Consider the following 25,080-nt stretch of genomic DNA (forward strand, 5'->3'; position numbering starts at 1 on the left):
AATTTAAAGAAGACTTCAATTACACCTGTTTGCGTACAGGCAGTTTTATAATATTAGCCATGTCATTATAATATTTGCTTTGATAATCTTCTTTATCAATATTCTCACTTTGATTAATAACAATCCCTTCAATAGGCGCATTAACCTGTTTCAGCATACGTAAACCTTGCGATATATGTTCACGCTTCGTTTTAGAACCATGAACAACATAAATAACACTATCTACAATTTTAGAAATAATCACCGCATCACTTACTGTATTTACAGGTGGCGTTTCAATAATAATTCTATCGTAAAAGTTCGAGAATACTTTGATCAACATACCAAAACGCTTCATTGATAAAAACGCCAATGGATTTGCGGGAGAAATACCTGACGTTAAAATATCTAACTTAAGGTTTTTATCTCTTACAATACATTCGTTTATTAAATGGGTTTTCGCGAGAAGGTTTGAAAGCCCAGGACGATGAATGTCTAAATTCAAATTCTTAGCTACCGTTGGATGGCGCAAATCAGCTTCAATCAGCAGTACTTTTTCCATTTCACTAAATGAGCGAGCTAAATGCAAAGCAACTGTTGATTTACCTTCGTTCGGAACCGATGAAGTAATAGCAATAACTTTAGGGGCTTTTTTCTTTCCATTGAATAATAAGGTAGTGCGTAAGGTTCTGATGGCTTCAGTAAACCTTGTATCTTTTAAATCTGAATGTGATTCGTTGCTATTATTGAGTTTAAACTTAGGTAATATCGCTAAAATATCAGCTTCTTGGAAGTTATCTAATTTACGTCTTGAGTTTAAGGTATCAACAAAAACTTCACGCATAATAATAAAAAGTGACAAAACCATAAGAGACAAAATAAAACCGAGTACGACATATAGTTTTTTCTTCGGTCCTACAGCTGATTTAGGTAAAATAGCTTTATCAATAAACTGTACATAGAAATTGGCTTTATACCCTCCCATAGCATCAGCTTCTTTAATTCGTATCAAGTAGTTACCGTAAAGCTCTTTGTTTGTATCCACTTCTCTTTGTAACTGAAAAAATTTGTTTTGTAGGCGGTTCAACCTTAAGAAGTCAGCTTTAGCTGTTTCTAATCTTTGTTTATTCACTGTAGCTTTTTGAATAGCTGATAAATAAAGCTTTTCAACTGAGATAATGATCTCACTAATTTGTAAATCAATTCTTGATTCTATCGACTCTAATTCAGCTTCAATGGCAATACGTTTTGGATGTTTAGGACCATAGCGTTTAGATAATTCAAATACCTTTCGTTCAACCACTTCTTGTGAACGACGTAATTGAATATAAGTTGAATGGTTACTGACTTCATTCAACTCCATTAGAACATTAAAATTATCTCGGTTATTTTGAATGTACTCGTAGGTGATCTTTAAATCATCTCTGTATTTTTCTGCTTTTAACGCAGAAGAAGTTAACTCTGTTAGTTCAGATCCAACCAAGCCAACAACACCTTTAATATCTATTATACCTTCAGCTTCTCTATATTCCTGAAGTGCTAACTCCGAGGCTTGTAATTTATTCCCTAATTCATATAGCTGATCGACTAGCCATTGCGATGTAGATTCTTTGGAGGCGCTAGAGATTTCATCTTGGTAAGCTAAATAGGTTTTACCTACTTCATTAGCTACTTGCTGAGATAACTCGGGGTAATATGATCTAAAGCTAATGTTCACTAACTCAGTATCATTAATTGGTTGAATTGTTAGCCGTGTTTGAAATTGACTAACAATAGCATCGTGTGACAAAGGTGCTTCATCTTTGTCTACTTCGGCTAAAAAAGGGAAGTTATGGTTGTATCGGTTGCTATAAAATTCGTCATGTTCAAATAGGTTAAGGTTGGTCAGCACTCTTTCTGCAAAATTTCTTGATTTTAATAACTCATATTGCGTTTTAACCTGCTCTTTACTGACATTAGATTCATTAAAAGCATTGTTAATTGAAAGGATATTTTTAGGTTGGTTATTACTTATTTGTAATGTAGCAGTGGCAGAATAAGTCGACTTTAATAAAGATACATAAAACCCTAAAGCTAGCGTCACAAGTAAGGTAGCAAATATAAGTTTCCAACGACGTGCCCATAACGGTTGTAACAATTCGCCTAAATCAATCTCTTCGTTCGAGGCGGAAAGATTCTCTTGATGATTATTTACGTTATTCAAAAGAAACTCTGCTCTACTTTTATTATATCGTCAGGCATTATTTGAGTCGCGACATTAGCATCAACGATAACCACTTTACCGTTAACTTTGCGAGTTATTGCCCAATTAGTTTTAGAGGCTCTTATTGATAAACCGCCAGCGACAGCTATAGCTTTATCAAACGTTAAGTTTTCTTGATAGGGATAACCGCCAGGACGGTTTACTTGCCCGTGAATATAAAAAGGCCGATATTGAACAACAGAAACAGATACCTGTGGAGAAATTAAATAGTCACCTAATAACCCCTGATAAATAACTCTTTCAAGTTCTTTTACAGAGAGGTCAACTACTTGTATATCTTTTAAAAAAGGAAAGGAGATAACGCCTGATTTATCAATGGTGATCTCGGTGGTTAAGTCTTCTTCACCATAAACGATAATTTGAATTTTATCGCCAGATCCCAACTTATAATTATTAGCAAGCACGAGCGGGCTAAATAATAATAGAAATATTAAACAACGCATATATAACCTGATGGTTTTTATTTTAATAATATTTATTAATGTTTGCTCAATACTGCATTCATAAATAGGTTTATTGGCCTATTACGATTCAGCTTTAATACAAACTTATTTTTCTCATTGACTATGAGTATCAGTTACTTGAACCTATATTTTGGAACAAGTTGTGTCAACAGTAACACTTTTGTAACAGAATGAGTAAATAAAATACGCTGAATAAAAGGAATGTACAGTGAGTTTTTTTCACTCACTGTAATAATATTAATTTGAAGGGTTATATTTCTTTAGTGAAGACTTTTGAATTACGTTGAAAGTTGTACATTTTCTTTTTACCTTCAGGCAATTTATCAATGGGCTGTTCAGTAAATCCTTTCTCTAAAAACCAATGGCCACTTACTGTGGTAAGTACAAATATTGAAGATAGCTTTTGCTCTTTAGCTAATTCTTCTAAGGTATTAATCAGCCTAAGTCCTCTGTTACCTTTACGGTAATCAGGGTGAATAGCAACACACGCGACTTCACCTGAATTCTCCTCTGGATAAGGATAAAGTGCTGCACACGCAATGATCACATCTTCTTTTTTGATCACGGTAAAACGAGATATCTCAACTTCTAAAAGCTCTCTTGAGCGTTTAACCAATATACCTTCAGCTTCTAATGGCGCTAGTAATTCTAAAATACCACCCACATCATCAATAGTTGCTGTAGATATTTGTTCTTGATGATCTTTAGCGATTAACGTCCCTGCACCATCTCGAGTGAATAACTCTTGAAGTAATGCACTGTCACTTTGATAGTTCAAACAGTGACAACGTTCTACGCCATTCTCACCACTTTGAATAATCGCACGCATCAATAATTGTTTAATAGGATCTGTGCTTATATCTAGTAGTCTTTTTACTGTGCTAACACCGCAGCTTTTAATTAGCTTACCACTTTCGTCAACGAGACCTTCATCATCAGTAAAGGTAATGAGTTTATCGGCTTTTAAAGAAATAGCCGTTTGAGTAGCTACATCTTCTAATGATAAATTAAAAACTTCGCCTGTAGATGAATAACCCACAGGAGATAACAAAACAATTGAACCGAAGTCCAATTGAGTATTTATACCTACAGTATCAATTCTTCTAACCGTGCCTGTATGTTTAAAATCGACACCGTTTTTAACGCCAATAGGTTTAGCAATAACAAAATTACCTGTGCTCACTCTTATTTGCGAGCCATGCATAGGCGAATTAACTAAACCCATGGTTAATAGTGCTTCAATATGAATACGTAGTGAACCTGTTGCATCTTTTACAGCTGATAAGGTTCCTGCATCGGTAATACGAATATTATCTTGCATCAATGGTTCTACATTTTGAAGCTTCATGCGTTCTTCAATTTGTGGTCTGGCACCATGTACCAAAACGAGCTTCACACCTAAACTTCTTAATAAGGCAATATCATGAATGATATTGGCAAAATTTGGATGTGTTACTGCTTCACCACCAAACATTAATACCACCGTTTTCCCACGGTGAGCATTGATGTAAGGTGCCGCGTTTCTAAACCATTTAACGTTATTTTCGCTATCGTTATGCATTTACAGAGTCACTACTTTTCTATTAACTTAACTTGTTTACGTTATGCACGTTGAACAAGATATTCCATTGCCACTTCATCATCAGGGTTTTTATGAGGACTTTGTTCACTGTCTTCAATAATATTATCTGCTAATGAACTTTTTTCGATAAGTGCAAAACCTAACTTATTGAAATATTCTGGGGCATAAGTCAGTACAATAATTTTTTGTAATTCGATTTCATAAGCGAATTGCAATAAGTATTGAACCATTGCTTGACCTTGACCTTGGTTATGGAATGCTTCATCAACCACAACTGAGCGTATTTCAGCTAAGCCTTTTTGGTAAATATAAAGTGATGCACTACCAACAACTTGACCATCAATCTCAGCCACAACAAAGTTTTGAATGTCGTGAATGATGTTGTCTCGGCTGCGTGGTAAAATTTCACCTTTCTCAGCCCAGTAAGCCACTATCTCAGCAATTTTATCTACATCAGACATACGAGCACGACGTACTGATAATGCTGCTGCAAGTTGTGCATTTAAACGTTGTTGAACTTGTTTTAATGCATGCTGAATTTGTACTTTACCTGGCGCACCTATCACTTGAGCATTTAAGCTCGCGTTTTCGCCTGACATAGTATCAAGAGCTTTCTGAACTTGACCTGGTGAAGTTCCACCTAATACTTCGCGCTTGTCTAAACAAGATTCAATTGATAAATACTGATAAACATCATTCTCAATTCTGTCACTAAACTCTTGTAACTGAGCAAGTGTAAAGTCTTCTAATGCATGACCTGCGTCAATAGCAGCTAGAACAGCTTCGCCAACAATATGATGGGCTTCACGGAACGGAATGTCTTTAGCTACTAAGTAATCAGCTAATTCTGTAGCGTTTGAATAACCTTGTTGTGCAGCAGCTAATGTACGTGAACGGTTTACTTTTAAACCATCAGCTACTAGAACAGCCATTTCCATCACTTCTAACCAAGTATCTAATGCATCAAACAAACCTTCTTTGTCTTCTTGCATATCTTTGTTATAAGCTAATGGTAAGCCTTTCATAGTAATTAACATACCCGCTAACGAACCGACAACACGACCTGCTTTACCACGAATGAGCTCACACGCATCAGGGTTTTTCTTTTGCGGCATTAGTGAAGAACCTGAGCTCACTAAATCACTCATTTCAACAAAGCCTGCTTCACCTGAGTTGTAAAAAATTAAATCTTCAGCAAAGCGCGACATATGCATCATGCTAATACTTGCTGTAGATAATAATTCAATTACGTGATCACGATCTGATACAGCGTCTAAACTGTTTAATGTGGCACGACGAAAACCTAAGTTGTTTGCTAATAAATCACGATCAATTGGGTAAGCTGTACCCGCTAATGCGCCTGAACCTAATGGTGAAGTGTCAAAACGATAGATAGCATCTTTTAAACGACCAATATCACGGTTAAACATTTCAACATAAGCTAAACACCAGTGACCAAAAGTTACAGGTTGAGCTCGTTGTAAATGAGTGTAGCCAGGTAATACCGTATCTTTTTCACGCTCTGCAAGTTCTAACAAGGCTTGTTGTAGAGAAACTAGAGCAAGTAATAATTCACCGCCCGTCTCTTTACACCAAAGTTTCAAATCAGTAGCTACTTGATCATTACGGCTACGACCTGTATGAAGTTTTTTACCTAAATCACCTGTCGCTTCAATTAGTTTAATTTCAACCCAGCTATGTATATCTTCAGCATCAGAGCTTAAAATTTGCTCTGGATCCGCTTCAACAGATACTTTTAATTCGTTAAGTGCTTCAACTAATCGTACATGCTCGTCTGCATTGATAACACCAACACTGTGAATAGCGCCAGCCCATGCAATTGAACCTACAATATCTTGCACTGCCATGCGGTAATCCACAGGCAGTGAGTCATTAAACTTTTTAAACTGTACGCTAGCTTCGCCTTTAAAACGGCCGCCCCATAATGCCATGCTTAGCTATCCTTATTTTCTGAAGGAGCAGCTAACTTACTGCCTTTTTGAGAAAGCGCAGTAATACGACTAGATAAGCTGAATAAACGGATAAAACCTTCAGCATGTTTTTGGTCGTATACATCATCAGCCCCAAATGTTGCAAACTCTTCTGAGTATAACGAGTTAGGCGAACGACGTTGAGTCACTTGCGCCATACCTTTATATAATTTAACAACAACATCACCTGTTAACTGTTCAGCAAAAGAAGCTGCGCCAGCAAGTTGTGCTTTAGCCAATGGAGTAAACCAACGACCATCGTATATTACGTGCGAAAATTCATGTCCAATTGACTCACGGTATTTTAATGACTCTTTATCTAAAATTAGAGTTTCTAATCCTTTGTAAGCTGCCATTAAGATTGTGCCACCTGGAGTTTCATAACAACCACGAGACTTCATACCAACTAAACGGTTTTCTACGATATCGATACGACCTACACCATGTGCAGCACCTTTATCGTTTAGGTACATTAATGCGTCATGAGCAGGTGAACCATTTTCAGTAAAGTCTTTACCGTCTACAGATACTAACTCACCTTTAAAGAAGCTTAATTCAACACGCTCTGCTTCATCAGGAGCATCCATTGGATCTACAGTCATAGTCCAAACTTCTTTAGACGGCTCACACCAAGGGTCTTCTAACTCACCACCTTCGTGAGAAATGTGCCATGCGTTAGCATCACGACTATAAATTTTTGTTAATGAAGCTGAACATGGAACATTACGCTCTGCTAAGTAATCTAATAAGTCTTCACGAGAAACCATGTCCCACTCACGCCATGGAGCAATAACAGTTAACTCTGGTGCTAATGCAGCAAAACAAGATTCAAAACGTACTTGGTCGTTACCTTTACCAGTACAACCGTGACATACAGCGTCAGCACCTACTTTTAAAGCAACTTCAACGTGTGCTTTAGCAATAACAGGACGAGCCATTGAAGTACCTAAAAGGTATTGGCCTTCATAAACTGCACCTGTTTTAAGAATTGGGTAAATATATTCTTTAACATATTCTTCTTTAAGATCTACAACGTGACATTCAGTAGCACCTGAAGCGATTGCTTTTTCTTGAATACCAACAAGCTCTTCTTCACCTTGGCCAACATCAGCACAAAATGCGATAACTTCACAACCTTCATAGTTTTCTTTCAACCATGGAATGATTGCTGATGTGTCTAAACCACCTGAGTATGCTAATACTATTTTTTTGATCTTTTTCTTTTCTGCTAAAGCCATTATATATTCCTTAATCTTTGTAATCGGCATTTATACGGCGTAAATGCCGAGTACGTGATTACAAACTGTTTAATTAAAATTTTGCTTTAATGAAGTTTACACAATGTAAGTTTCACTAAAAGTAATTTTTTTTGATTGAATACTGTTCGTCTGTCATTTGCCTCAAGAGCAAGAAAAAAGCACGGAATTGATAAGTATCAACGAGTACTTTTGCCGCAGCTATTGTGGCAAATAACAAGAACAGTGTTTAATCAACGAAGTAGAGTTACTAATACGGCTGCTTGAGCCCACATTCTGTTTTCTGCTTCTTGGAAAACCACTGACTTTTCTTTATCGTCAAATAGCTCTTCTGTGATTTCTTCACCCAAATGAGCTGGCTGACAATGCATAACTACATTTGCGCCCGCTTTTGCCATTAATGCGTGATTCACTTGATAAGGAGCAAATTTCTTTAAAATCTCTGCTTTTTTACTTGCGTCTTCATCACCCATAGAAACCCATGTATCCGTTGCAATAACATCTTGCGAACCAATAGCATTGATATCATGACTCAGTTCCATTTTAGAACCCGATGCTTTAGCAATGTTTTGTGCTTTATCGAACATCGCATCTGTTGGACCACAACCTTCAGGACAAATTAACGTAAAGTCCATTCCTATAGTTGCTGCCATTAGCATTAATGAATTTGATACGTTATTTCCGTCACCAATATAAGCAAATTTCACTTGGCTTAAATCATCAAAATTTTCTGATAAAGTAACAAAATCAGCTAATGATTGGCACGGATGATATAAATCACATAAAGCATTAATAACAGGTACGCTAGCGTGTTGTGCTAAACCTTCAATCGAGTCATTACTAAATACACGAGCAACAATAGCATCGGCATAACATGACAAGTTATTAGCATAATCACTAATACGTTCACGCTCACCTAACTTACCGTTTTGTTGACCTAGGTATAAAGCATGACCACCTAATTTATTGATGCCCATATCGAAACTTACATGAGTACGTAATGATGGTTTTTCAAAAAGCATTACCACAGATTTACCCGCTAAAGCTTGTGAATAGTCAGCAGGATTATTTTTGATTTTTTTAGCAAGCTCGATAAGTCCAAGCGTTTGCTCTTTGTTTAGCTGATCGTCAGCTAAAAAATTCTGTAAAGACATACAAGAAACCTTCTAAGTGTTATGCGACAGTCTATGACATTTCGCGCAATAAGTTATACAGTAATAAATAACCTGAGCTCAGGATAAATATGTTTAGTCAGCTAAAATACGGGTACCTACATTGTCACCTTTGATCAAGTTCACGATCTGTTCAGGAGACTTCCAACTGGCAACCGCGATACTTCGTCGTAACTGATTAGCAGCGAGTAATGCTGCATTTACTTTTGCTGTCATACCACCAGCAATAACACCTTGTTCAATAAGTTGGGCAGCTTGTTTGCTACCAAGTTCACTTAACCATTCACCTTCAGCGCCTTTTACGCCTGGTACATCAGTTAATAATAACAATTCTGCTTCTAATAATTGGCAAATAGCAACCGCTGCATCATCAGCATTTACATTCACTAATTCGCCATTATCTAACGCTCCTATTGAAGAAACAATAGGGAAAAAATTATTCGCTAACAATGTTGTTAATAATGCACTATTTTTAGGACTTGGATCGCCTACATTACCTAAAGTTGCATCGGCTAATGTACAGCTAACCATATCACCATCACCTAATGATAAGCCTACAGCCGATAGCTTTAATTCGTTTGCTACACCAACAATCGTTTTATTTACAAAACCTGCTAACGTGCCTGCAATAATAGGCATTTGTTCAGTGGGTGTAATACGCTTACCATCTTTTTTCTCAGTTTTGAAACCTGCTTGTGTTAGTTGTTTATCAACAGAACTACCACCACCGTGTACTAACACAATTTGTTGGTTTTCTAATGTTGATAATGCAACTAATAAAGCTTTTAGTGCTGAGGCTTTTTCAGGATCATGATCTAATATAGCCCCACCAATTTTTATCACTAATGGTTTAGCTATAGACGCTTGTACTGATAACGACATTATTTAACACCTACATTAGGGATTAAACCGTATTCGCTTGGTAACCCCATAATCAAGTTAGCACATTGAACCGCTTGTGATGCCGCACCTTTTAATAGGTTATCTATCGCAGTACTCACAACCACTACTTGTTTATCAGCATCATACTTCCAATGAATATCGGCGAAAGGTGTGTATGCTACGTTATCAATTTTTGGCCATGTTGCTGCGATACGTACTAATGGTTTGTCGTCGTAAGCATTATGATAAGCTTGATTAACTTGCTCTTCTGTTACGCCAGCTTTTAGTTGCAAAGTAACTGTTGATAATAAGCCACGCTTGTATGGTGCTAAATGTGGATTAAAAATAACTTGAGAGTTAGCTTCCTGACTAATTTCAGGCTGATGTCTGTGTTGTAAAATATTATAAGCCGTTAAGCTCACTTCATTAAAGCTAGTGCCTAAAGAAGCTTTACGTCCTGCACCCGATACACCACTAATACCATTTACAACAATCAATGAATTTTCTATATGTAAGTTGTTTGCTGTCATAGGCTTTAAGCCTAATAAACTCGCTGTTGGATAACAGCCTGGCACAGCAACAATTTTAGAATCAGCAAACGACTCATCTAACCATTCAACTAAACCATAGTTAGCTTGCTCTAAAGCCGCTAAATTTTTATGCTCGAAACCGTAATAGGCTGGGTAATCTGAAGCGTCTTTCAAACGAAAGCCACCTGATAAGTCGAGTACTTTTACACCTTCATCTAAAAAGATATTTGCCCACTCTGCGCTATACTCATGTGGTGTAGCAAAAAATACAGCGTCAATTTTCTCTTCTGCATTTTTAATATTTTCATCAAACCAAGCAGGAGAAAAGGCTTGTAAAGGTAAATCACAAATCCCTTGGTATTTTGCATGTAAGTCTGAAAATAATAATCCTTCAGATGAGCTATTTTCAGACACTAAAAGATGAACAATAGAGATTTTATTGTGAGCGGTTAATAAATTAATTAATTCTGCGCCAACGTAACCGCTAGCTCCAATAATTGCGACTTTCATATTATTCCTTAAAACCTTTTGATATTTGTAAAAACTAAACCAGAGATTAACATTTATTTTATCAAATAAAACAGGATGTTAAATAAGTATTTTGAAAAAAATGAAAGGAGATGAATTTTCTCTTTATATTTTTAAATAGCGTTCTTGATTTAGGTTATCTACACTAAAGAAACATGTTATCACCCGATAACTAGTTATGCAATAAATCAACATAACTACCCACGAAAAACATTTAAGATAAATCGTATGAAAAAATTGCCTAATTTTACTACAGCACTTAAAGAATTAATCTCAAGCCCATCTATAAGTTCAACTCAAGAGAAATGGGATCAAGGAAATAAAGAAATAATTCATTTACTAGCAGGTTGGTTTGAAGCTTTAGGTTTCAGCATTACTATTCAAAAAGTACCCAATACTCGCGATAAATATAATCTATTAGCAAAATTAGGCTCGGGCGAAGGTGGTTTATTGCTCGCAGGTCATAGTGACACTGTGCCTTTTGATGAGAATAGATGGCAATCAGATCCTTTCGCTATTATTGAAAAAGATGATAAGTTTTTTGGCTTAGGTACATGTGACATGAAAGGCTTTTTTGCTTTCATTCTACAAGCTTGTAAAGGCTTAGATGCAACCATGCTTAAAAAGCCGTTATACATACTCGCAACAGCTGATGAAGAAACAACTATGGCAGGTGCCCGTTTCTTTGCAGAATCTCAAGATATTAAACCTGACGTAGCCATTATTGGCGAGCCAACAAACTTAGTGCCTGTTGTTATGCATAAAGGACACATGTCTCACCGAATTAGTATTGAAGGTCAATCAGGTCATTCAAGTAAACCCAGTTTAGGTATCAACGCTATTGAAATAATGTACCAAGTGATTGGTGCCTTACTTACATTAAAAGAGCAATTATCAGTAAACTATAAAAATACTCAATTTGATGTTACTTCACCTACCCTAAATCTTGGCGCGATTAAAGGTGGCGATAATGCCAATAGAATATGTGGTCATTGTGATCTTGATATAGACATGCGTTCTTTGCCTGGTATGGCAGATGAAGAGTTAATTACTTGCCTAACAGATAGTTTGAAATCGTTAGCTGAAAAATATCCTGGTAGAATTAAGGTTAATGAATTACACCCAAGTTCACCTAGTTTTGAACAAAGCCAACCCAGCGACTTAATTGAAACAGCCGAGCACTTTTCGGGTCATAAATGCTGTGCAGTAAATTACGCAACTGAAGCCCCATTTATTCAGGGGTTAGGCTGTCAAACGATTGTGATGGGACCTGGCTCTATTGATCAGGCACATCAACCTAACGAATTCTTAGCTTTGTCAGAAATCACAAAAACTGAAAAACTACTGACTCAAATGATAAAGAAATATTGCTTAAAAGATTAGATACGAAGTTAGAAAGACTATTTTTAATATTGATAAGTCAAAGCACATCACTGAAGCGTTAAATAACAATAAATAGATAGATTTCTTATCTATTTATTCCACAGATTCTGATGTGCCTTAGTAGTAAAGTATTCATTCGCCAACCAATAACGAGGAATAAGATCATCTTTACTTCGTTCTGTATGATTGGAAGACAACAAACTTAAGATCTCATTCAGTCGTCCTTTGTCTATTGTTACAAGCTTTTTAGATACTTCTGTAAAGTGTAAATTGCGCTCTTTAGGCACCACAATATCTTGCCCGAAAGAAATAAAAGATAGATTACGTGTTGTTGTTCTACACAAAGGTGCTTCTGGATTATCAGGGTACAAACCTTTAACAATGGCATATTCATAACAATACTGTTTATCGCCTTGGGTATTTTCAGCAATATAAGTAACCCCGTAGCCTAAAGGAAAGGTTCCTGTGATCGCGTGCATCGCATCAACAACAATATGATGGCAAACGCCCTTCTCTGCATTTTTATACAATGCCTGATACACCTTAGGTAAAAGCGCGTAGTTGTAGTTTGATTTAGTTGATAAAACAATTGAGCTGTAAATTTGAGGAACTTTAAGTAAGTTTCCTATGCCTTTTTTAGGGTTAATACTGCCTTTTAATAATGTTTTAATAAAAAGTAGTTTTTGTTTTTCTTTTACATCAAAGTAATCTCGTTCTACTTTTAAGTTACCTACATATTTAGCGACACCAATTCCTTCAACAAGATATTTAATAGTTTCTCGGTAATCAATTTGCAGTAAACTTTTTCGGTCTTCTACACTCAGCACTCTAAAAGGATCTTCTTTACCGCTTTTTCCTTTTAAGATCAGCTGAGCATCAGGATGGTTATTTCCTATATCTTGTAATAGTGCGGCTTTTATCAGAGGAATTTTAACTTCCTCTACAAACCCTTTATAGGAGATAGGGTCAATTGAAGAGAAACGAGCATACTTTTCTGGAGGAATACCAGCTAAGCGTTCTTTAATATAAGGCTCTGAAATAGAGTTATCAATACATAACTTATCTAATACTCTTAAGCACAATACTGCTTTATACAGAGGTTTATTTAATTCATTAGATGCTGGAACTTTGCTAATATCGTTAGGACTTAGCAATTGTATTGTTGCTAATAAGCGAGCTGACTTACGGTTATCTTCGGTAAACGAATCACCTTCTGATAACAATAAAATATCTCGGCAAAGATTATCAAGTTGCGTATATCTTTGCTCTCGATATAAATCATGTCTAATTAAATCATTAGCATGATTTTTGACTCTACTTCTTGTATGACTTCTTACATCACTCTCTGCTTTATTTGACACTTCTTTTGCTGCAAGCTGTTGGATATTTGCGATATGAAAATACCCTACCGCTAATTGAAGCATAGATTCTTTTTTCGGATTTTTACCAAAAATTTGCTGTGAAAGGTTTTTCACACTCGTGGTAAAATTTGTATCTTGGCTAATACTTACAGCCATCTATTACATAAAATAATCATTTAACATCCTAAAAAATAAACATCTAAAGCTCACAAGCTTATTGCTGAGAGCCTTTTAATTTAACGGGTTGTTTTCTGTGTGCTAACCTTTTACAGATTATAGCTAAATCTGAATGTAAGCCTGCTGATGTTACATCTCTTCCTGCGCCAGCGCCTCTAATAATAAGCGGATTATCTTCATAACATTGGCTAATAATTTTAAAAATATTATCGCCAGGTGTCAGGTTTGCAAAAGCATCATTCTTAGGTAATACCTCTAAACTTACTTTCGCTTTAAGTTTATTACTCTCGCAAATAAAAGCCGCTACATAACGTATACAAGCATTTTGTTTATTCGCTTGTTCAAGCTTATCGGCAAAGTAGCTATCCAGTTGATTTAGGTTAGCTAAAAACTCAGTAATTGATAAACTTTGTAGGTTTTCAGGTACTAAGTTTTGACAGTCAATATCTTCTAAAGCTAATTCGAAACCGGCTAAACGCGCTAAAATTAATAACTTACGTTGTACGTCTCGACCTGACAAATCTTCACGCGGATCTGGTTCAGTAATGCCTTGCGCTAACGCTGACGTTAATAACTCAGAAAAAGGTACTGAGCCATCATAGGTTTCAAATAACCAAGATAATGTCCCTGAAAATATACCTGATATTTCTTTAATTGAATCACCACATTCTAACAAGTTATCGATCGCAAAATTAATAGGTAAACCAGCACCTACGGTTGTATTACCTAACCATAAACTATGATTATTCTTCGCTGTATTAAAAAGCTTATTGTATTGCTCTGTAGACGATGATGCTGCCCACTTATTGGCACCGATAACATGAATACCTTTTTCAAAAAATTCTTGGTATAACAAGCTAAAGTCTTCACTCGGCGTAATATCAACCACAATCAGTTCATCGTATGGGTGGTTAGATAACCATGATAATAAATCTTCTTTTTTGTACGGCGTAGCTTCTTTTTGAAAAAGCTCATAAGCTTGGGTTGCATCAATTCCATCACGACTAATAATGGCTTTTTTCGAACTAACTAATCCTACTAAATGAACATTCTCAAGTGCAGGTATACGCTCCATTTGTGCAGGTAACATTTCTAAGAAGCGTTCACCGATATTACCAACTCCAGCAATTACAACACCAATATGGCGAGCGTCTTTTGTCATATCATGATGAACATTATTCACCGTCTCGCCTGTACAAGAATGTGGTAAAACAGCAATTAAACTATGTTCGTTAGTCGAGCTAACTATATGCATAGTTTGGTAGTTTTTTAAGGCGCGTTTGAATTGAGCTTTTACATCACCATGCTTTGCCACTTCATGACCTACAATAGCGATGATAGAAACAGGCGTGAAAGATACTTCAGTATCATGACTTGCTAACCATTGGCTTAAAGCTTTTTGTCTGTTTTGCGTAATAACAATAAAGCCTGCATTGATATCAGAGCAAATAGCTGAAAATTGTTTAATGGCTTGTTCACCATACGAGCCTGTTAAGCTGACTGATTTCGCGATGATTAGGTCATTAAGATAAGTAACCGATAATTCAGATTTAGCAATTTGACCAAAGCGTCCCACTTCGGTGCCGCTAGTATTTGGATCAAAACTGCTAGCAATATGTAAGTGTGCACTATGATTTTCGAGCGGTTGTAGCGTTTTAGCATGCAATACAGGGTTGCCTAAACGTCCTAGCTCTCTTGCTACACCATTAGGTAAACGGTTTAGCTTTCTTGCTAGCGGAACAATACGTGGATCAGCACTGTAAATACCATCAACATCTGTCCATAAGGTGACATGTAATGCACCCACTAACGAGGCAACAATAGTTGCTGAGTAATCACTGCCATTACGACCTAAAGTACAGTTATCCCCTGCTGCATTTTTAGCAATGAAACCTGTAACTACGGCTAGCTTTTCGTTTTGTAATAAAACTGAAAATTGCTGCTGGCTTAAGCTATCGTCAACCACACAATCTTGGTCGTTATTAACAACAAGAAAGTCGCGCGCATCAACAAAGTAGCTTGGGCATACTCGCTCACTTAATATAGCTGACAATAAACGTGCTGACCATAACTCACCTAAAGCAAGAATGTTAGCTTCGTTTTTCTCGATATTTTTATCATCAGTAGGTGTATTAACGACCCAAGCTTTTAATAACTCGATGTCTTGTTCAAGTAATGTGATTAGCTGTTTTGAATGGCTTTTAAGTAAGGTATTAATCAGCAATTGCTGAGCTAATTGAAGCCCATGAATAGAAGCGTCAAGTTCAGCAGAAGCATCAAGTGCTTGTTGGTATATATTAACTAAAGCATCAGTCGTTTTACCATTAGCAGAAACCACTACAAAGTCATTAAGCTTACAATGGTTTTTAATAATGTTAACAACACGCTCGATACATTCGACGCTAGCTAAACTGCTGCCACCAAATTTATGTACATGAATAGCATGTTTTGCTAACTGATTATTTTCACTAACTAGTTGTTCTATTTCGTTTACTGATTTCATTTATACCAACAAGAATATTTAATTCTACAGCTGTTTATTTTTAGTGTTAACAACTGTAGATAAGTGATTATTATTTTTGGCAGGCTAAAAGCCCCTGCTCTAAATCTTCAATTAAGTCGTCTACGTATTCTATACCAACTGAAAGACGTACTAACGACTGTGTAATTCCCGCTTCTAGCTGAGCTGAAATTTCCATACCTGCATGTGTCATGGTTGATGGATGACTAATTAAACTTTCAACACCACCTAACGATTGCGCTAAGGTGAACATATTTAAGTTTTCAAATAATTTCTTAACGGCTTCAACACCACCTTTTACTTCAAAGCTCATCATAGCGCCAGCGCTTACTTGTTGCTTTTTAGCAATTTCGTAGCCAGGATGATCAGCTAAACCAGGATAATACACAACTTCTACCGCATCATTCTCATTCAAGAAATTTGCTATTTTATCGGCGTTTATTTGATGCTGTCTCATTCTTACTGGCAAAGTCTTCAAGCCACGTAAAGCAAGATAACTATCGAACGGTGATCCTGTAATACCAATACAGTTTGCCCACCAAGCGAGTTCATCACCTAAAGCTTCATCTTTAGTGACTAAAACACCACCGACCACATCACTATGACCATTAATATACTTAGTTGTTGAATGAAAAACGATATCAGCACCTAAAAGTAACGGCTTTTGTAAAAGTGGTGACATAAACGTATTGTCTACAGCAACCAAGGCACCAACGTCATGTGCTGCTTTTGTTACTTTTTCAATATCAACAATGCGTAATAATGGGTTACTTGGTGACTCGATTAACACCAACTTAGGTTTTTGTGTAAAAGCATCAGCTAAAGCTGCATCGTCATTTTGATCAACAATAATGAGTTTAAAGTTACCTTTTTTAGCCAAATGGGTAAACAATCTATAGCTGCCACCGTAACAATCATGAGGCACAACTAACAAATCATCAGTTGTTAGTAATTGGCAAATTAAATGCACTGCTGCCATACCTGTGCTGGTTACTATACCTTTAGTACCTTCTTCAAGCTCAGCTACTGCACCCGCAAAAGTTGCACGTGTTGGGTTTCCAGTACGTGAATAATCGTAATCACGCTTTTGGTTAAAGCCTTTTAATGCATACGTACTTGATAAATGTATTGCTGGCACTACACCAACATGTTGTTTATCGCTATTAATACCAGCCCTTGCCGCTATTGTTGCCATACTTTTCTTGGTCATTTTGACTCCAGCTGTGCGTACATTTTTAAATAGATGTTTAGATGTCTAAAACTCTAAACGCTTTACTATATTTGGTCAAGAAATTTTAGACTTCTAAACTTCTACACATTCGTTATTGACTCAAGGCTCACAAACAGTAAAATTGGTTTATTATCTATGTAATTGATTTTTACCTTCAATAACATGTTTCTTTATAAAAGGTGTAGAACTTATGGCAGAGTGGAATGACGAGTATATTAATCCATACGCCGAACACGGGAAAAAAAGCGAACAAGTAAAGAAGATCACTGTATCTATCCCTTTACGTGTTCTCAAGGTATTAACTGATGAGAGAACTCGTCGCCAAGTTAATAACCTTCGCCATGCAACTAACAGTGAATTATTATGTGAAGCATTTTTACATGCTTTTACTGGTCAACCTTTACCAGACGATAACGATTTAGCTAAAGACAATAATGAGAAGTTACCTGCAAGTGTTCGTAAAATACTTGAAGCTAAAGGTATTACTGACTTTAGTGCTTATGATACTGAAGATGATTAAGCACAAAAGTTTACAAGGGTAACGCGAGTAACCCTTGTTTTTCAGCAATTTCGTTAATCACTTTTTTCACTTTAATTGATATATAGCCTGATAATACTTTGGGCTGTTTATCTAGTAACTCCATTTCAGCATCTGTTATCGCGATAAGACACTTTAACTGAGTTTGATTGATGTAAAGCATTACATCATCAGAGATCTCGGTTTTATCATCACTACTCTCAAGCGCCAATTGTTGCAGGTATTCATCATTACCTACTAAGATCATATTTAGTTGGGTAATGTTGTTTTCATCTTCATACCAACCCGCCGCCAACGTTTGAAAATTAACTTGAGCTTCTTGCTTGTTCACCACACTCGTTAATTTGTTATAGCGTTTTGCTAAACTTTCACTGGTACTAATAGTTATAGGTAACGTTTCTTCCATTACTCAATACTTTACGTTGATGTATACCTAGCTCTATTATATACAAAACAATTAATTTTTTTGCTACTTAACCTGAACTCTGGATAATGGGTTTTGTAATACATTGATTTTAAATGCTTTATAAGTAAATTATTGCAACACCATTTGTTTAAATGATTTATTACTCTCCTAATGTTGGAATTTAATTCTATAACAAGGCATTTTTCTTGACTAATAGCTGGCTATTAGCAATAAAAATACAGTTTTTTTATTCCCGATAAAAACTAAGTACCTGCATCCATGCAGGCAACGACGTTAGAGGGTTAAATAACAATATTAGGCATAACTGCTTATCCAGAGTTCAGGTTACTTATGCATGAGCATTGATAGATGAATTTTATTTAGAGCCCTAAGACCAAAACCCGAAAATATATTATTCAGATTTAATACAAATAAAAAGGGCTTACGCCCTTAATTATATTTACAACTAATCACACGGTTTGGTGATGTCTAAAGCATATAGTTTTCCGGATATTCTAAAGCAGCTACACCTGAATCTACCGCAGCTTTAGCAACTGCTTGAGCTACATTAGCACATAAGCGAGGATCCATAGGCTTAGGTATGATGTATTCTTTACCAAAGACTAAGCTAGTTACGCCACTTGCATCTAATACTTTTTGAGGCACTTCTTCTTTAGCTAAGGCTCTTATTGCATGTACTGCGGCAATTTTCATTTCATCATTTATTGTTCTAGCACGAACATCTAACGCACCACGGAAAATAAACGGGAAACATAAAACGTTGTTTACCTGGTTAGGATAATCTGAACGCCCTGTCGCTATAATAATATCGTTGCGTGCCGCATGGGCAAGTTCAGGTTTTATTTCCGGATCTGGGTTTGAGCAAGCAAATATAACAGGATTGTTTGCCATCATTTTTACATGTTCAGCTGTTAATAAGTTCGGTCCTGAAACACCAACAAATACATCAGCACCATCAATGGCATCTTCTAATGTTCTCTTGTCAGTATTGTTAGCGAATAGCTTTTTGTATTCATTTAAATTATCACGTCGAGTATGAATAACCCCTTTAGTATCCAACATGTATATTTGTTCACGCTGAGCTCCACATTTAATAAGAAGCTCCATACAAGCGATAGCTGCAGCACCCGCGCCTAAACAAACAATTCGAGCTGATGATATATCTTTACCTTGTATTTCTAATGCATTGATCATACCTGCCGCTGTTACTATAGCCGTGCCATGTTGATCATCGTGAAACACTGGTATTTTACAGCGTTCTATCAAGGCTTTTTCAATCACAAAACATTCTGGCGCTTTAATATCTTCTAAATTAATACCACCAAAACTGTCAGCAATATTAGCTACTGTGTTAATAAATTCTTCAACGGTATTATGCTTTACTTCAATATCAAAAGAGTCAATATTAGCAAAACGTTTAAATAATAATGCTTTACCTTCCATTACAGGTTTTGACGCCATAGGCCCTAAGTTGCCTAAACCTAAAATTGCTGTGCCATTAGTGATAACGGCAACGGTATTACCTTTACCTGTATATTTGTAAACATCGTCAGGGTTTTTCGCAATTTCTCTTACAGGTTCCGCAACACCAGGGCTATAAGCTAATGATAAATCTAGGCTAGTTTCTGCTGCTGTTGTAAGTTCTACACTAATTTTACCCGGAGTTGGATATTGATGATAATCAAGTGCTTGTTGGCGAAAGTCTGTCATTGAATGTCCTAATTATAAAAGTGGGATGTAATATTACATACTAAGGTACAAAAATTACGGTTTATTATTATCTGAATAAAATAACACGAAAAATCACCAATGACCCTGTAATTTAAATAGTGTTTCACTATATACAATACTTATAAACTCTATAGAACCCATAATTACAACCTTACCTTCACTGCAGGCTTCTATTTATAAGCTTCTATACCAATTTGATTAATTAAGTGATCTACTTTTTTCATTAGGAAAAATGAATAATTACAATGCATAAAACTTAGTAAGTAACCTGAACTCTGAATAATGGGTTTTGTAAAATAGTGATTTTCAATACTTTATAAGTAAATTATTGCAACACCATTTGTTTAAATGATTTATTACTCTCCTAATGTTGGAATTTAATTCTATAACAAGAACATTTTTCTTGACTAATAGCTGGCTATTAGCAATAAAAATACAGTTTTTTTATTCCCGATAAAAACTAAGTACCTGCATCCATTCAGGCAACGACGTTAGAGGGGTAAATAACAATATTAGACATAACTGCTTATCCAGAGTTCAGGTTAAGTAATTATTCTACTGATAAATTTTAGGCATAAAAAAAGCCACTCAAATGAGTAGCTTTTTGAAGATGAAGAACAGTTTAACTATTCATCAAATGGATTAACTAAAATAATCGTTTCGTTACGGTCTGGCCCAGTAGAGATAATATCAACTGGAACACCTGTAATTTCTTCAATACGCTTAATGTAAGCAATAGCATTAGCTGGAAGATTTTCACGCTTAGTTACACCTGCAGTTTGTTCACTCCAACCTGGTAGAGTTTCATAAACTGGTGTAATTTCTTCGTAGCCTTCTGCAGCTGTAGGAGAAACAGTAATAATTTCACCTGAAGGTTTCTTATAACCTGTACAGATTTTAAGTTCTTTCAAACCATCTAGTACGTCAAGCTTAGTTAAACAAAAGCCTGTGATACTATTAATTTGAACAGCACGATGCATTGCTACGGCATCAAACCAGCCACAACGACGCTCACGACCTGTAGTAGCACCAAATTCATGGCCTACAGTTCCTAAGTGCTCACCTATTTCATCATCTAATTCCGTAGGGAATGGACCTGAACCAACACGTGTAGTGTAAGCTTTGGTAATACCTAGAATATAATCAAGGTTACGAGGACCAAAACCACAACCAGTAGAAACACCACCCGCTGTTGTATTAGATGAAGTTACATAAGGGTATGTACCGTGATCGATATCTAATAAAGTACCTTGAGCACCTTCAAACATAATAGACTCGCCTGCTTTACGCGATTGGTCTAAAAGTTCAGGGATATCAGCAATCATATTAATGATTACGTCACGAACAGCTAATGCATCAGCAAGTACTTCTTCGTAGCTTACTGCTTCAACTTTATAATACTGAGTTAATGCAAAGTTATGGTATTCCATAATTTCTTTTAACTTTTCAGCAAATGTTTCAGCATTGATTAGATCACCAACACGTAAACCTCTACGAGCTACTTTATCTTCATACGCTGGACCAATACCACGACCTGTAGTACCAATCGGCTTATTACCACGGGCAATTTCACGAGCTGCATCTAAAGCATTGTGATAAGGAAGAATTAGAGGACAAGCATCACTAATTAATAGACGCTCTCTAACCGGTACACCGCGATCTTCTAACATGCCGATTTCAGTCATTAATGCTTTTGGACATAAAACAACACCGTTACCAATTAAACATTTCACGTTTTCACGTAAAACACCTGATGGTATTAAATGTAATACTGTTTTTTGACCGTCGATAACTAAAGTGTGACCCGCATTGTGCCCACCTTGATAACGAACTACGTATTTAGCTTTATCTGTAAGTAAGTCAACTACCTTACCTTTACCTTCGTCACCCCATTGAGTGCCTAGAACTACAACGTTTTTACCCATGTTAGAAAATTTTTAATAGAAAAAATTAGGCGAGGATTCTATCAAATATGAAAACACAGTCCAAGCACTAAATGGCAGTTTTCCTGAAGATGATAAAATAAACAAAATAATATTTATTAGAATTAAAGGTTATAACTTGTAAATTGAACAAGTTATGTGAAGTATTTAACCTATTGACGCCATTTACCTTTGCTAAGATAAATTAATTATTTATTGATGAATAAATCTAATTTTGAATAAAAATTTAAAAACATATTAAAAAGAGGAAAGTCAGAAAATATTGAATGTAGCTCTATATCCAATTAGTTTTATCTTTATTTACTAGCACAAGTGATTGAGTATCAAATGGCACCACGCCAATTTTTTTTCAGCTCGAAGCCTACTTCTTTATATAAAAAGCTTATTTGTTAAATAAATCATATTTTTGTAGTTAAGTTAATTAACCTGAACTCGATGTATGGACTCCACCACTCTACAGTTATAGATTGGTGTCGACTAAAACAAAAGGAGTCCATACATGAGTAAGCGTACAATAATATCACTCGACTTAGCAAAAAAGTAATTCAAGTATGTAAAGTAAACAAGCACGGTGAGATCTTATTCAATAAAGTCATGTCGCCGCAAAAGACTAAAGAACTACTCGCTAACTCACTACCCTGCGTAGTAGCAATGGAAGGTTGTGCTAGTTTTCACTATTGGGCCAGAACAGCAGAGTCTTTTGGTCACGAAGTTAAAGGAATGGCCCCTAAAAAAGTAAAACCTTATATCAGCAATCAAAAGACGGATGCCAATGATGCCGTTGGAATTGCTGTAGCCTCAGCTCAATTAGGTATGACCTTTTGCCAAGTAAAAACATTATCGCAACAAAACATTCAGGCAATTCAGACTAGTCGAAAATGGTTTGACCGAGCAACAACGTCACTAGGAAATCATATTCGAGCTTTATGCTTTGAATACGGAGCAACAATTCCTTTTGGTAAAAAATCATTGAGAGAATCTATTAGTTATTTTATCTCTCCAGAATCTAGTCATTTACCCATACCTATAAAACAATTACTCATGATTTTGTGGCAGTAATATCAAACAACAGAAAATCATTATCAAGCAATCACATTACAACTAAAGCAATTAGTTAATCAATCTGAGCCATGTAAGCGATTGATGAAGCTCGAAGGTGTTAGTTATATAGGTGCTGCTGGTTTAATTTCATGCTTAGGTGATGGTAAAAGTTTCAAAAAGGGTCGTCATGCCTCAGTTTATGTTGGCTTGACACCAAAACAACATAGTAGTGGTGGTAAGGTCGTCATGGTTGGCATAGACAAACATGGGGGGAGATAAACTGCTTCGTTCAATCCTCTACCAAGGTGCACTTTCGGTGATTTCCAGGTTACCATCCGAACCCAAAATGTATAAACAACAATGGCTCATTGCTTTAGTTAAGCGAGTAGGTATTAAACGAGCCTGTGTTGCGTTTATGAATAAAACGGTGCGCACAGCGTGGGCATTACTCAATTACGGTACAGAATATAAAATCCAAGCAGTATAAGTTAAAGTTTCAAAAAAGTTCAGCAAAATGCATTAACAAATAGGTAAGACCAACCTTCTGAAAACCTGTTTAAACCGACAGCGTTAATAACGCTACTATTTCGATTAGGACAGAGGGTGCGAATAGATCACTGGTTAGAAGATAGCTTCTTCAATTAAAAACCGTATATACGTGCGCATCTAATCTTTTTGTAAAAGCAGTTGCTAAACAGGTGGAGTCCATATACGGTTTAAGATGCTTTAAATTCATAGAAATTATGACTAATAAAATTTAACTTATACGCTAGCTTGATAGTTTTTCTTTCTTCAAGGCAGATTTCGCGTCAATAGCTAGCCTATTACAAGTAAATTTAACAATGAAGCAAGTAAAATCAGCTGTTAGAGAAGGATATATTAAGCCGAGATCAGGTTAGTTATAAATATTGAATGTTACAGAAGGAATAAAGATAGGTAGCCATGTGCTGACTTGTTCTTTCACGTCTAACGTTAGGTTATATTCGCTATTAAAGCTTCGTGTATCATCATCTAAGCCCTCACGCGCTAATGTAAAACATAAGTCTCCGTTACCCTAACCCAAGCATTAATTTAAACCTTTACCTTAACCTAAGCCTTTAAGCTCCTATTCACTGACTATGGATTTATACATTTTAGAGCAAAAAAAAGGCCATGATAAATCATGGCCTTTGATAACATTAACAATAACTTAAATGTTATTTAGTTGATGTTGGATTCTTTAAGTAGTGGAAGAAATCACTATCAGGTTTAATTACCATGATGTCATTCTTACTATTAAAGCTGTTCTCATAAGCCTCTAAACTTCTGAAGAACTTATAGAAATCTGCATCTTGAGTATAAGAGTCAGCATAAACCTTAGCGGCTGAAGCGTCACCACTACCTCGAATTTCAAAAGAGTTCTTTTGTGCCGTAGCTAACATTACTGTTACTTTAGCATCAATAGTTGCACGAATAATTTCAGACTGTTCTTGACCTTGAGAGCGATGCTCTTTAGCCACTGCAGTACGTTCAGCACGCATACGATCATAAATTGATGCACTTACCTCTGCAGGTAGGTTTATCGCTTTAATTCGTACATCAATAACTTCGATACCCAAGTCTTCTCTACTACTTTTAGCGCTAACAAGTGCTTTTTCCATAATAGAGTCACGATCACCTGAAACAATTTCTTTAATTGTTCTTGAACCAAACTCAGTTCTTAAACCATTATTTACTTTCTGTTTTAAAAGCGCTCTTGCATTATCGATTGAGCCAGTTGTACGTAAGTAATATGTAGAAAAATCTACAATACGCCACTTAACAAATGAATCAACAATCACATCTTTCTTTTCAGAAGTAACAAAGCGATCTGCACCTTCATCAAGTGTTTGTATGCGAGCATCAATTTTTTTCACTGTGTTAATCAGTGGGAATTTCAAATGAAGTCCTGGTTCATATACCAGCATTTCGCCAGTCGCATCTCTTTTGATTTTAGAGAATTGAAATACAATACCGCGTTGCCCTTCAGAAACTACAAACACTGAAGAAACTGTCAGCAAAAATAATGCTGCCACAATAGCAATAATAAAGTTTTTCATCG

The 25,080-nt window shown here is 36.1% G+C and carries 20 protein-coding genes; 5 read left to right on the forward strand and 15 right to left on the reverse strand.

The annotated features are described in order from the left end of the window. Positions 1-19: 19 nt before the first annotated feature. The 8 genes from ACPUVN_RS14770 to argC all read right to left on the reverse strand — a co-directional run bounded on the left by ACPUVN_RS14770 (position 20) and on the right by argC (position 10,629). Complete coding sequence (locus tag ACPUVN_RS14770) at positions 20-2,182, reverse strand: GumC family protein (RefSeq protein WP_426369318.1); 2,163 nt, start codon at positions 2,180-2,182, stop codon at positions 20-22. Beyond that, a complete protein-coding gene (locus ACPUVN_RS14775; RefSeq protein ID WP_426369319.1) occupies positions 2,179-2,685 on the reverse strand; it encodes a polysaccharide biosynthesis/export family protein in 507 nt (168 codons plus the stop codon). The genes ACPUVN_RS14770 and ACPUVN_RS14775 overlap by 4 nt, the downstream gene beginning before the upstream one ends. Positions 2,686-2,956: 271 nt before the next feature. Continuing rightward, positions 2,957-4,267 (reverse strand): amino-acid N-acetyltransferase, encoded by a 1,311-nt coding sequence (gene argA / locus ACPUVN_RS14780; RefSeq protein WP_426359570.1) that lies wholly within the window; start codon positions 4,265-4,267, stop codon positions 2,957-2,959. A gap of 41 nt (positions 4,268-4,308) precedes the next feature. Continuing rightward, the gene (gene argH / locus ACPUVN_RS14785; RefSeq protein ID WP_426369320.1) at positions 4,309-6,240 is read right to left on the reverse strand and encodes an argininosuccinate lyase; all 1,932 of its coding nucleotides are present in this window, start codon (positions 6,238-6,240) and stop codon (positions 4,309-4,311) included. A 2-nt stretch (positions 6,241-6,242) separates the two neighbouring features. Then, positions 6,243-7,517, reverse strand: a complete 1,275-nt coding sequence (locus ACPUVN_RS14790; protein WP_426369321.1) for an argininosuccinate synthase — start codon at positions 7,515-7,517, stop codon at positions 6,243-6,245. A 251-nt stretch (positions 7,518-7,768) separates the two neighbouring features. Next, positions 7,769-8,689 carry an ornithine carbamoyltransferase gene (locus ACPUVN_RS14795; RefSeq protein WP_426359567.1) on the reverse strand — a complete coding sequence of 307 codons (921 nt, stop codon included), beginning with the start codon at positions 8,687-8,689 and terminating at the stop codon, positions 7,769-7,771. A 93-nt stretch (positions 8,690-8,782) separates the two neighbouring features. After that, positions 8,783-9,589 carry an acetylglutamate kinase gene (argB, locus tag ACPUVN_RS14800; protein WP_426359566.1) on the reverse strand — a complete coding sequence of 269 codons (807 nt, stop codon included), beginning with the start codon at positions 9,587-9,589 and terminating at the stop codon, positions 8,783-8,785. Next, positions 9,589-10,629 (reverse strand): N-acetyl-gamma-glutamyl-phosphate reductase, encoded by a 1,041-nt coding sequence (argC, locus tag ACPUVN_RS14805; protein WP_426369322.1) that lies wholly within the window; start codon positions 10,627-10,629, stop codon positions 9,589-9,591. Before argC ends, argB begins: the two co-directional genes overlap by 1 nt. A 246-nt stretch (positions 10,630-10,875) precedes the next feature. Between argC and argE the strand changes: the two genes are divergently transcribed. Continuing rightward, complete coding sequence (argE, locus tag ACPUVN_RS14810) at positions 10,876-12,030, forward strand: acetylornithine deacetylase (RefSeq protein ID WP_426369323.1); 1,155 nt, start codon at positions 10,876-10,878, stop codon at positions 12,028-12,030. Positions 12,031-12,119: 89 nt separating this feature from the next. On the opposite strand, the gene ACPUVN_RS14815 is transcribed toward argE, so the two are convergent. From ACPUVN_RS14815 to metB, 3 genes are all read right to left on the reverse strand, one after another. Next, complete coding sequence (locus ACPUVN_RS14815) at positions 12,120-13,547, reverse strand: hypothetical protein (RefSeq protein ID WP_426359562.1); 1,428 nt, start codon at positions 13,545-13,547, stop codon at positions 12,120-12,122. Between the two features lie 58 nt (positions 13,548-13,605). Next, positions 13,606-16,071 (reverse strand): bifunctional aspartate kinase/homoserine dehydrogenase II, encoded by a 2,466-nt coding sequence (gene metL, locus ACPUVN_RS14820; protein ID WP_426369324.1) that lies wholly within the window; start codon positions 16,069-16,071, stop codon positions 13,606-13,608. A 70-nt stretch (positions 16,072-16,141) separates the two neighbouring features. Beyond that, positions 16,142-17,299, reverse strand: coding sequence for a cystathionine gamma-synthase (gene metB / locus ACPUVN_RS14825; protein WP_426359559.1), 1,158 nt, complete (start codon positions 17,297-17,299; stop codon positions 16,142-16,144). Positions 17,300-17,510: 211 nt separating this feature from the next. On the opposite strand from metB, the gene metJ reads away from it, so the two are divergent. Next, complete coding sequence (gene metJ, locus ACPUVN_RS14830) at positions 17,511-17,840, forward strand: met regulon transcriptional regulator MetJ (RefSeq protein WP_426369325.1); 330 nt, start codon at positions 17,511-17,513, stop codon at positions 17,838-17,840. A gap of 10 nt (positions 17,841-17,850) precedes the next feature. Here metJ and ACPUVN_RS14835 read toward each other — a convergent pair whose 3' ends face one another. The 3 genes from ACPUVN_RS14835 to ACPUVN_RS14845 form a co-directional block, all read right to left on the reverse strand. After that, positions 17,851-18,264 (reverse strand): hypothetical protein, encoded by a 414-nt coding sequence (locus tag ACPUVN_RS14835; RefSeq protein ID WP_426369326.1) that lies wholly within the window; start codon positions 18,262-18,264, stop codon positions 17,851-17,853. Positions 18,265-18,753: 489 nt separating this feature from the next. Then, positions 18,754-19,995: a malic enzyme-like NAD(P)-binding protein gene (locus tag ACPUVN_RS14840; RefSeq protein WP_426369327.1), complete on the reverse strand. Its 1,242-nt coding sequence runs from the start codon at positions 19,993-19,995 to the stop codon at positions 18,754-18,756. A gap of 647 nt (positions 19,996-20,642) precedes the next feature. Beyond that, positions 20,643-21,941: an adenylosuccinate synthase gene (locus ACPUVN_RS14845; RefSeq protein ID WP_426369328.1), complete on the reverse strand. Its 1,299-nt coding sequence runs from the start codon at positions 21,939-21,941 to the stop codon at positions 20,643-20,645. A gap of 612 nt (positions 21,942-22,553) precedes the next feature. Here ACPUVN_RS14845 and ACPUVN_RS14850 point away from each other — a divergent pair. The 3 genes from ACPUVN_RS14850 to ACPUVN_RS14860 all read left to right on the forward strand — a co-directional run bounded on the left by ACPUVN_RS14850 (position 22,554) and on the right by ACPUVN_RS14860 (position 23,487). Then, entirely contained in the window at positions 22,554-23,018 is a 465-nt protein-coding gene (locus ACPUVN_RS14850) for a hypothetical protein (RefSeq protein ID WP_426369329.1), read from the forward strand. 84 nt (positions 23,019-23,102) lie between these two features. Then, on the forward strand, positions 23,103-23,279 hold the full coding sequence (locus tag ACPUVN_RS14855) for a transposase (RefSeq protein ID WP_426369330.1): 177 nt from the start codon (positions 23,103-23,105) through the stop codon (positions 23,277-23,279). Further along, entirely contained in the window at positions 23,266-23,487 is a 222-nt protein-coding gene (locus ACPUVN_RS14860; protein WP_426369331.1) for a hypothetical protein, read from the forward strand. The genes ACPUVN_RS14855 and ACPUVN_RS14860 overlap by 14 nt, the downstream gene beginning before the upstream one ends. A gap of 709 nt (positions 23,488-24,196) precedes the next feature. Here the strand turns inward: ACPUVN_RS14860 and hflC are convergent. Next, a complete protein-coding gene (hflC, locus tag ACPUVN_RS14865) occupies positions 24,197-25,078 on the reverse strand; it encodes a protease modulator HflC (RefSeq protein ID WP_426359555.1) in 882 nt (293 codons plus the stop codon). Positions 25,079-25,080: the final 2 nt, after the last annotated feature.

The sequence above is a fragment of the Pseudocolwellia antarctica genome (genome assembly GCF_049933045.1).
In the GTDB taxonomy this organism is placed as follows: Bacteria; Pseudomonadota; Gammaproteobacteria; order Enterobacterales; family Alteromonadaceae; genus Pseudocolwellia.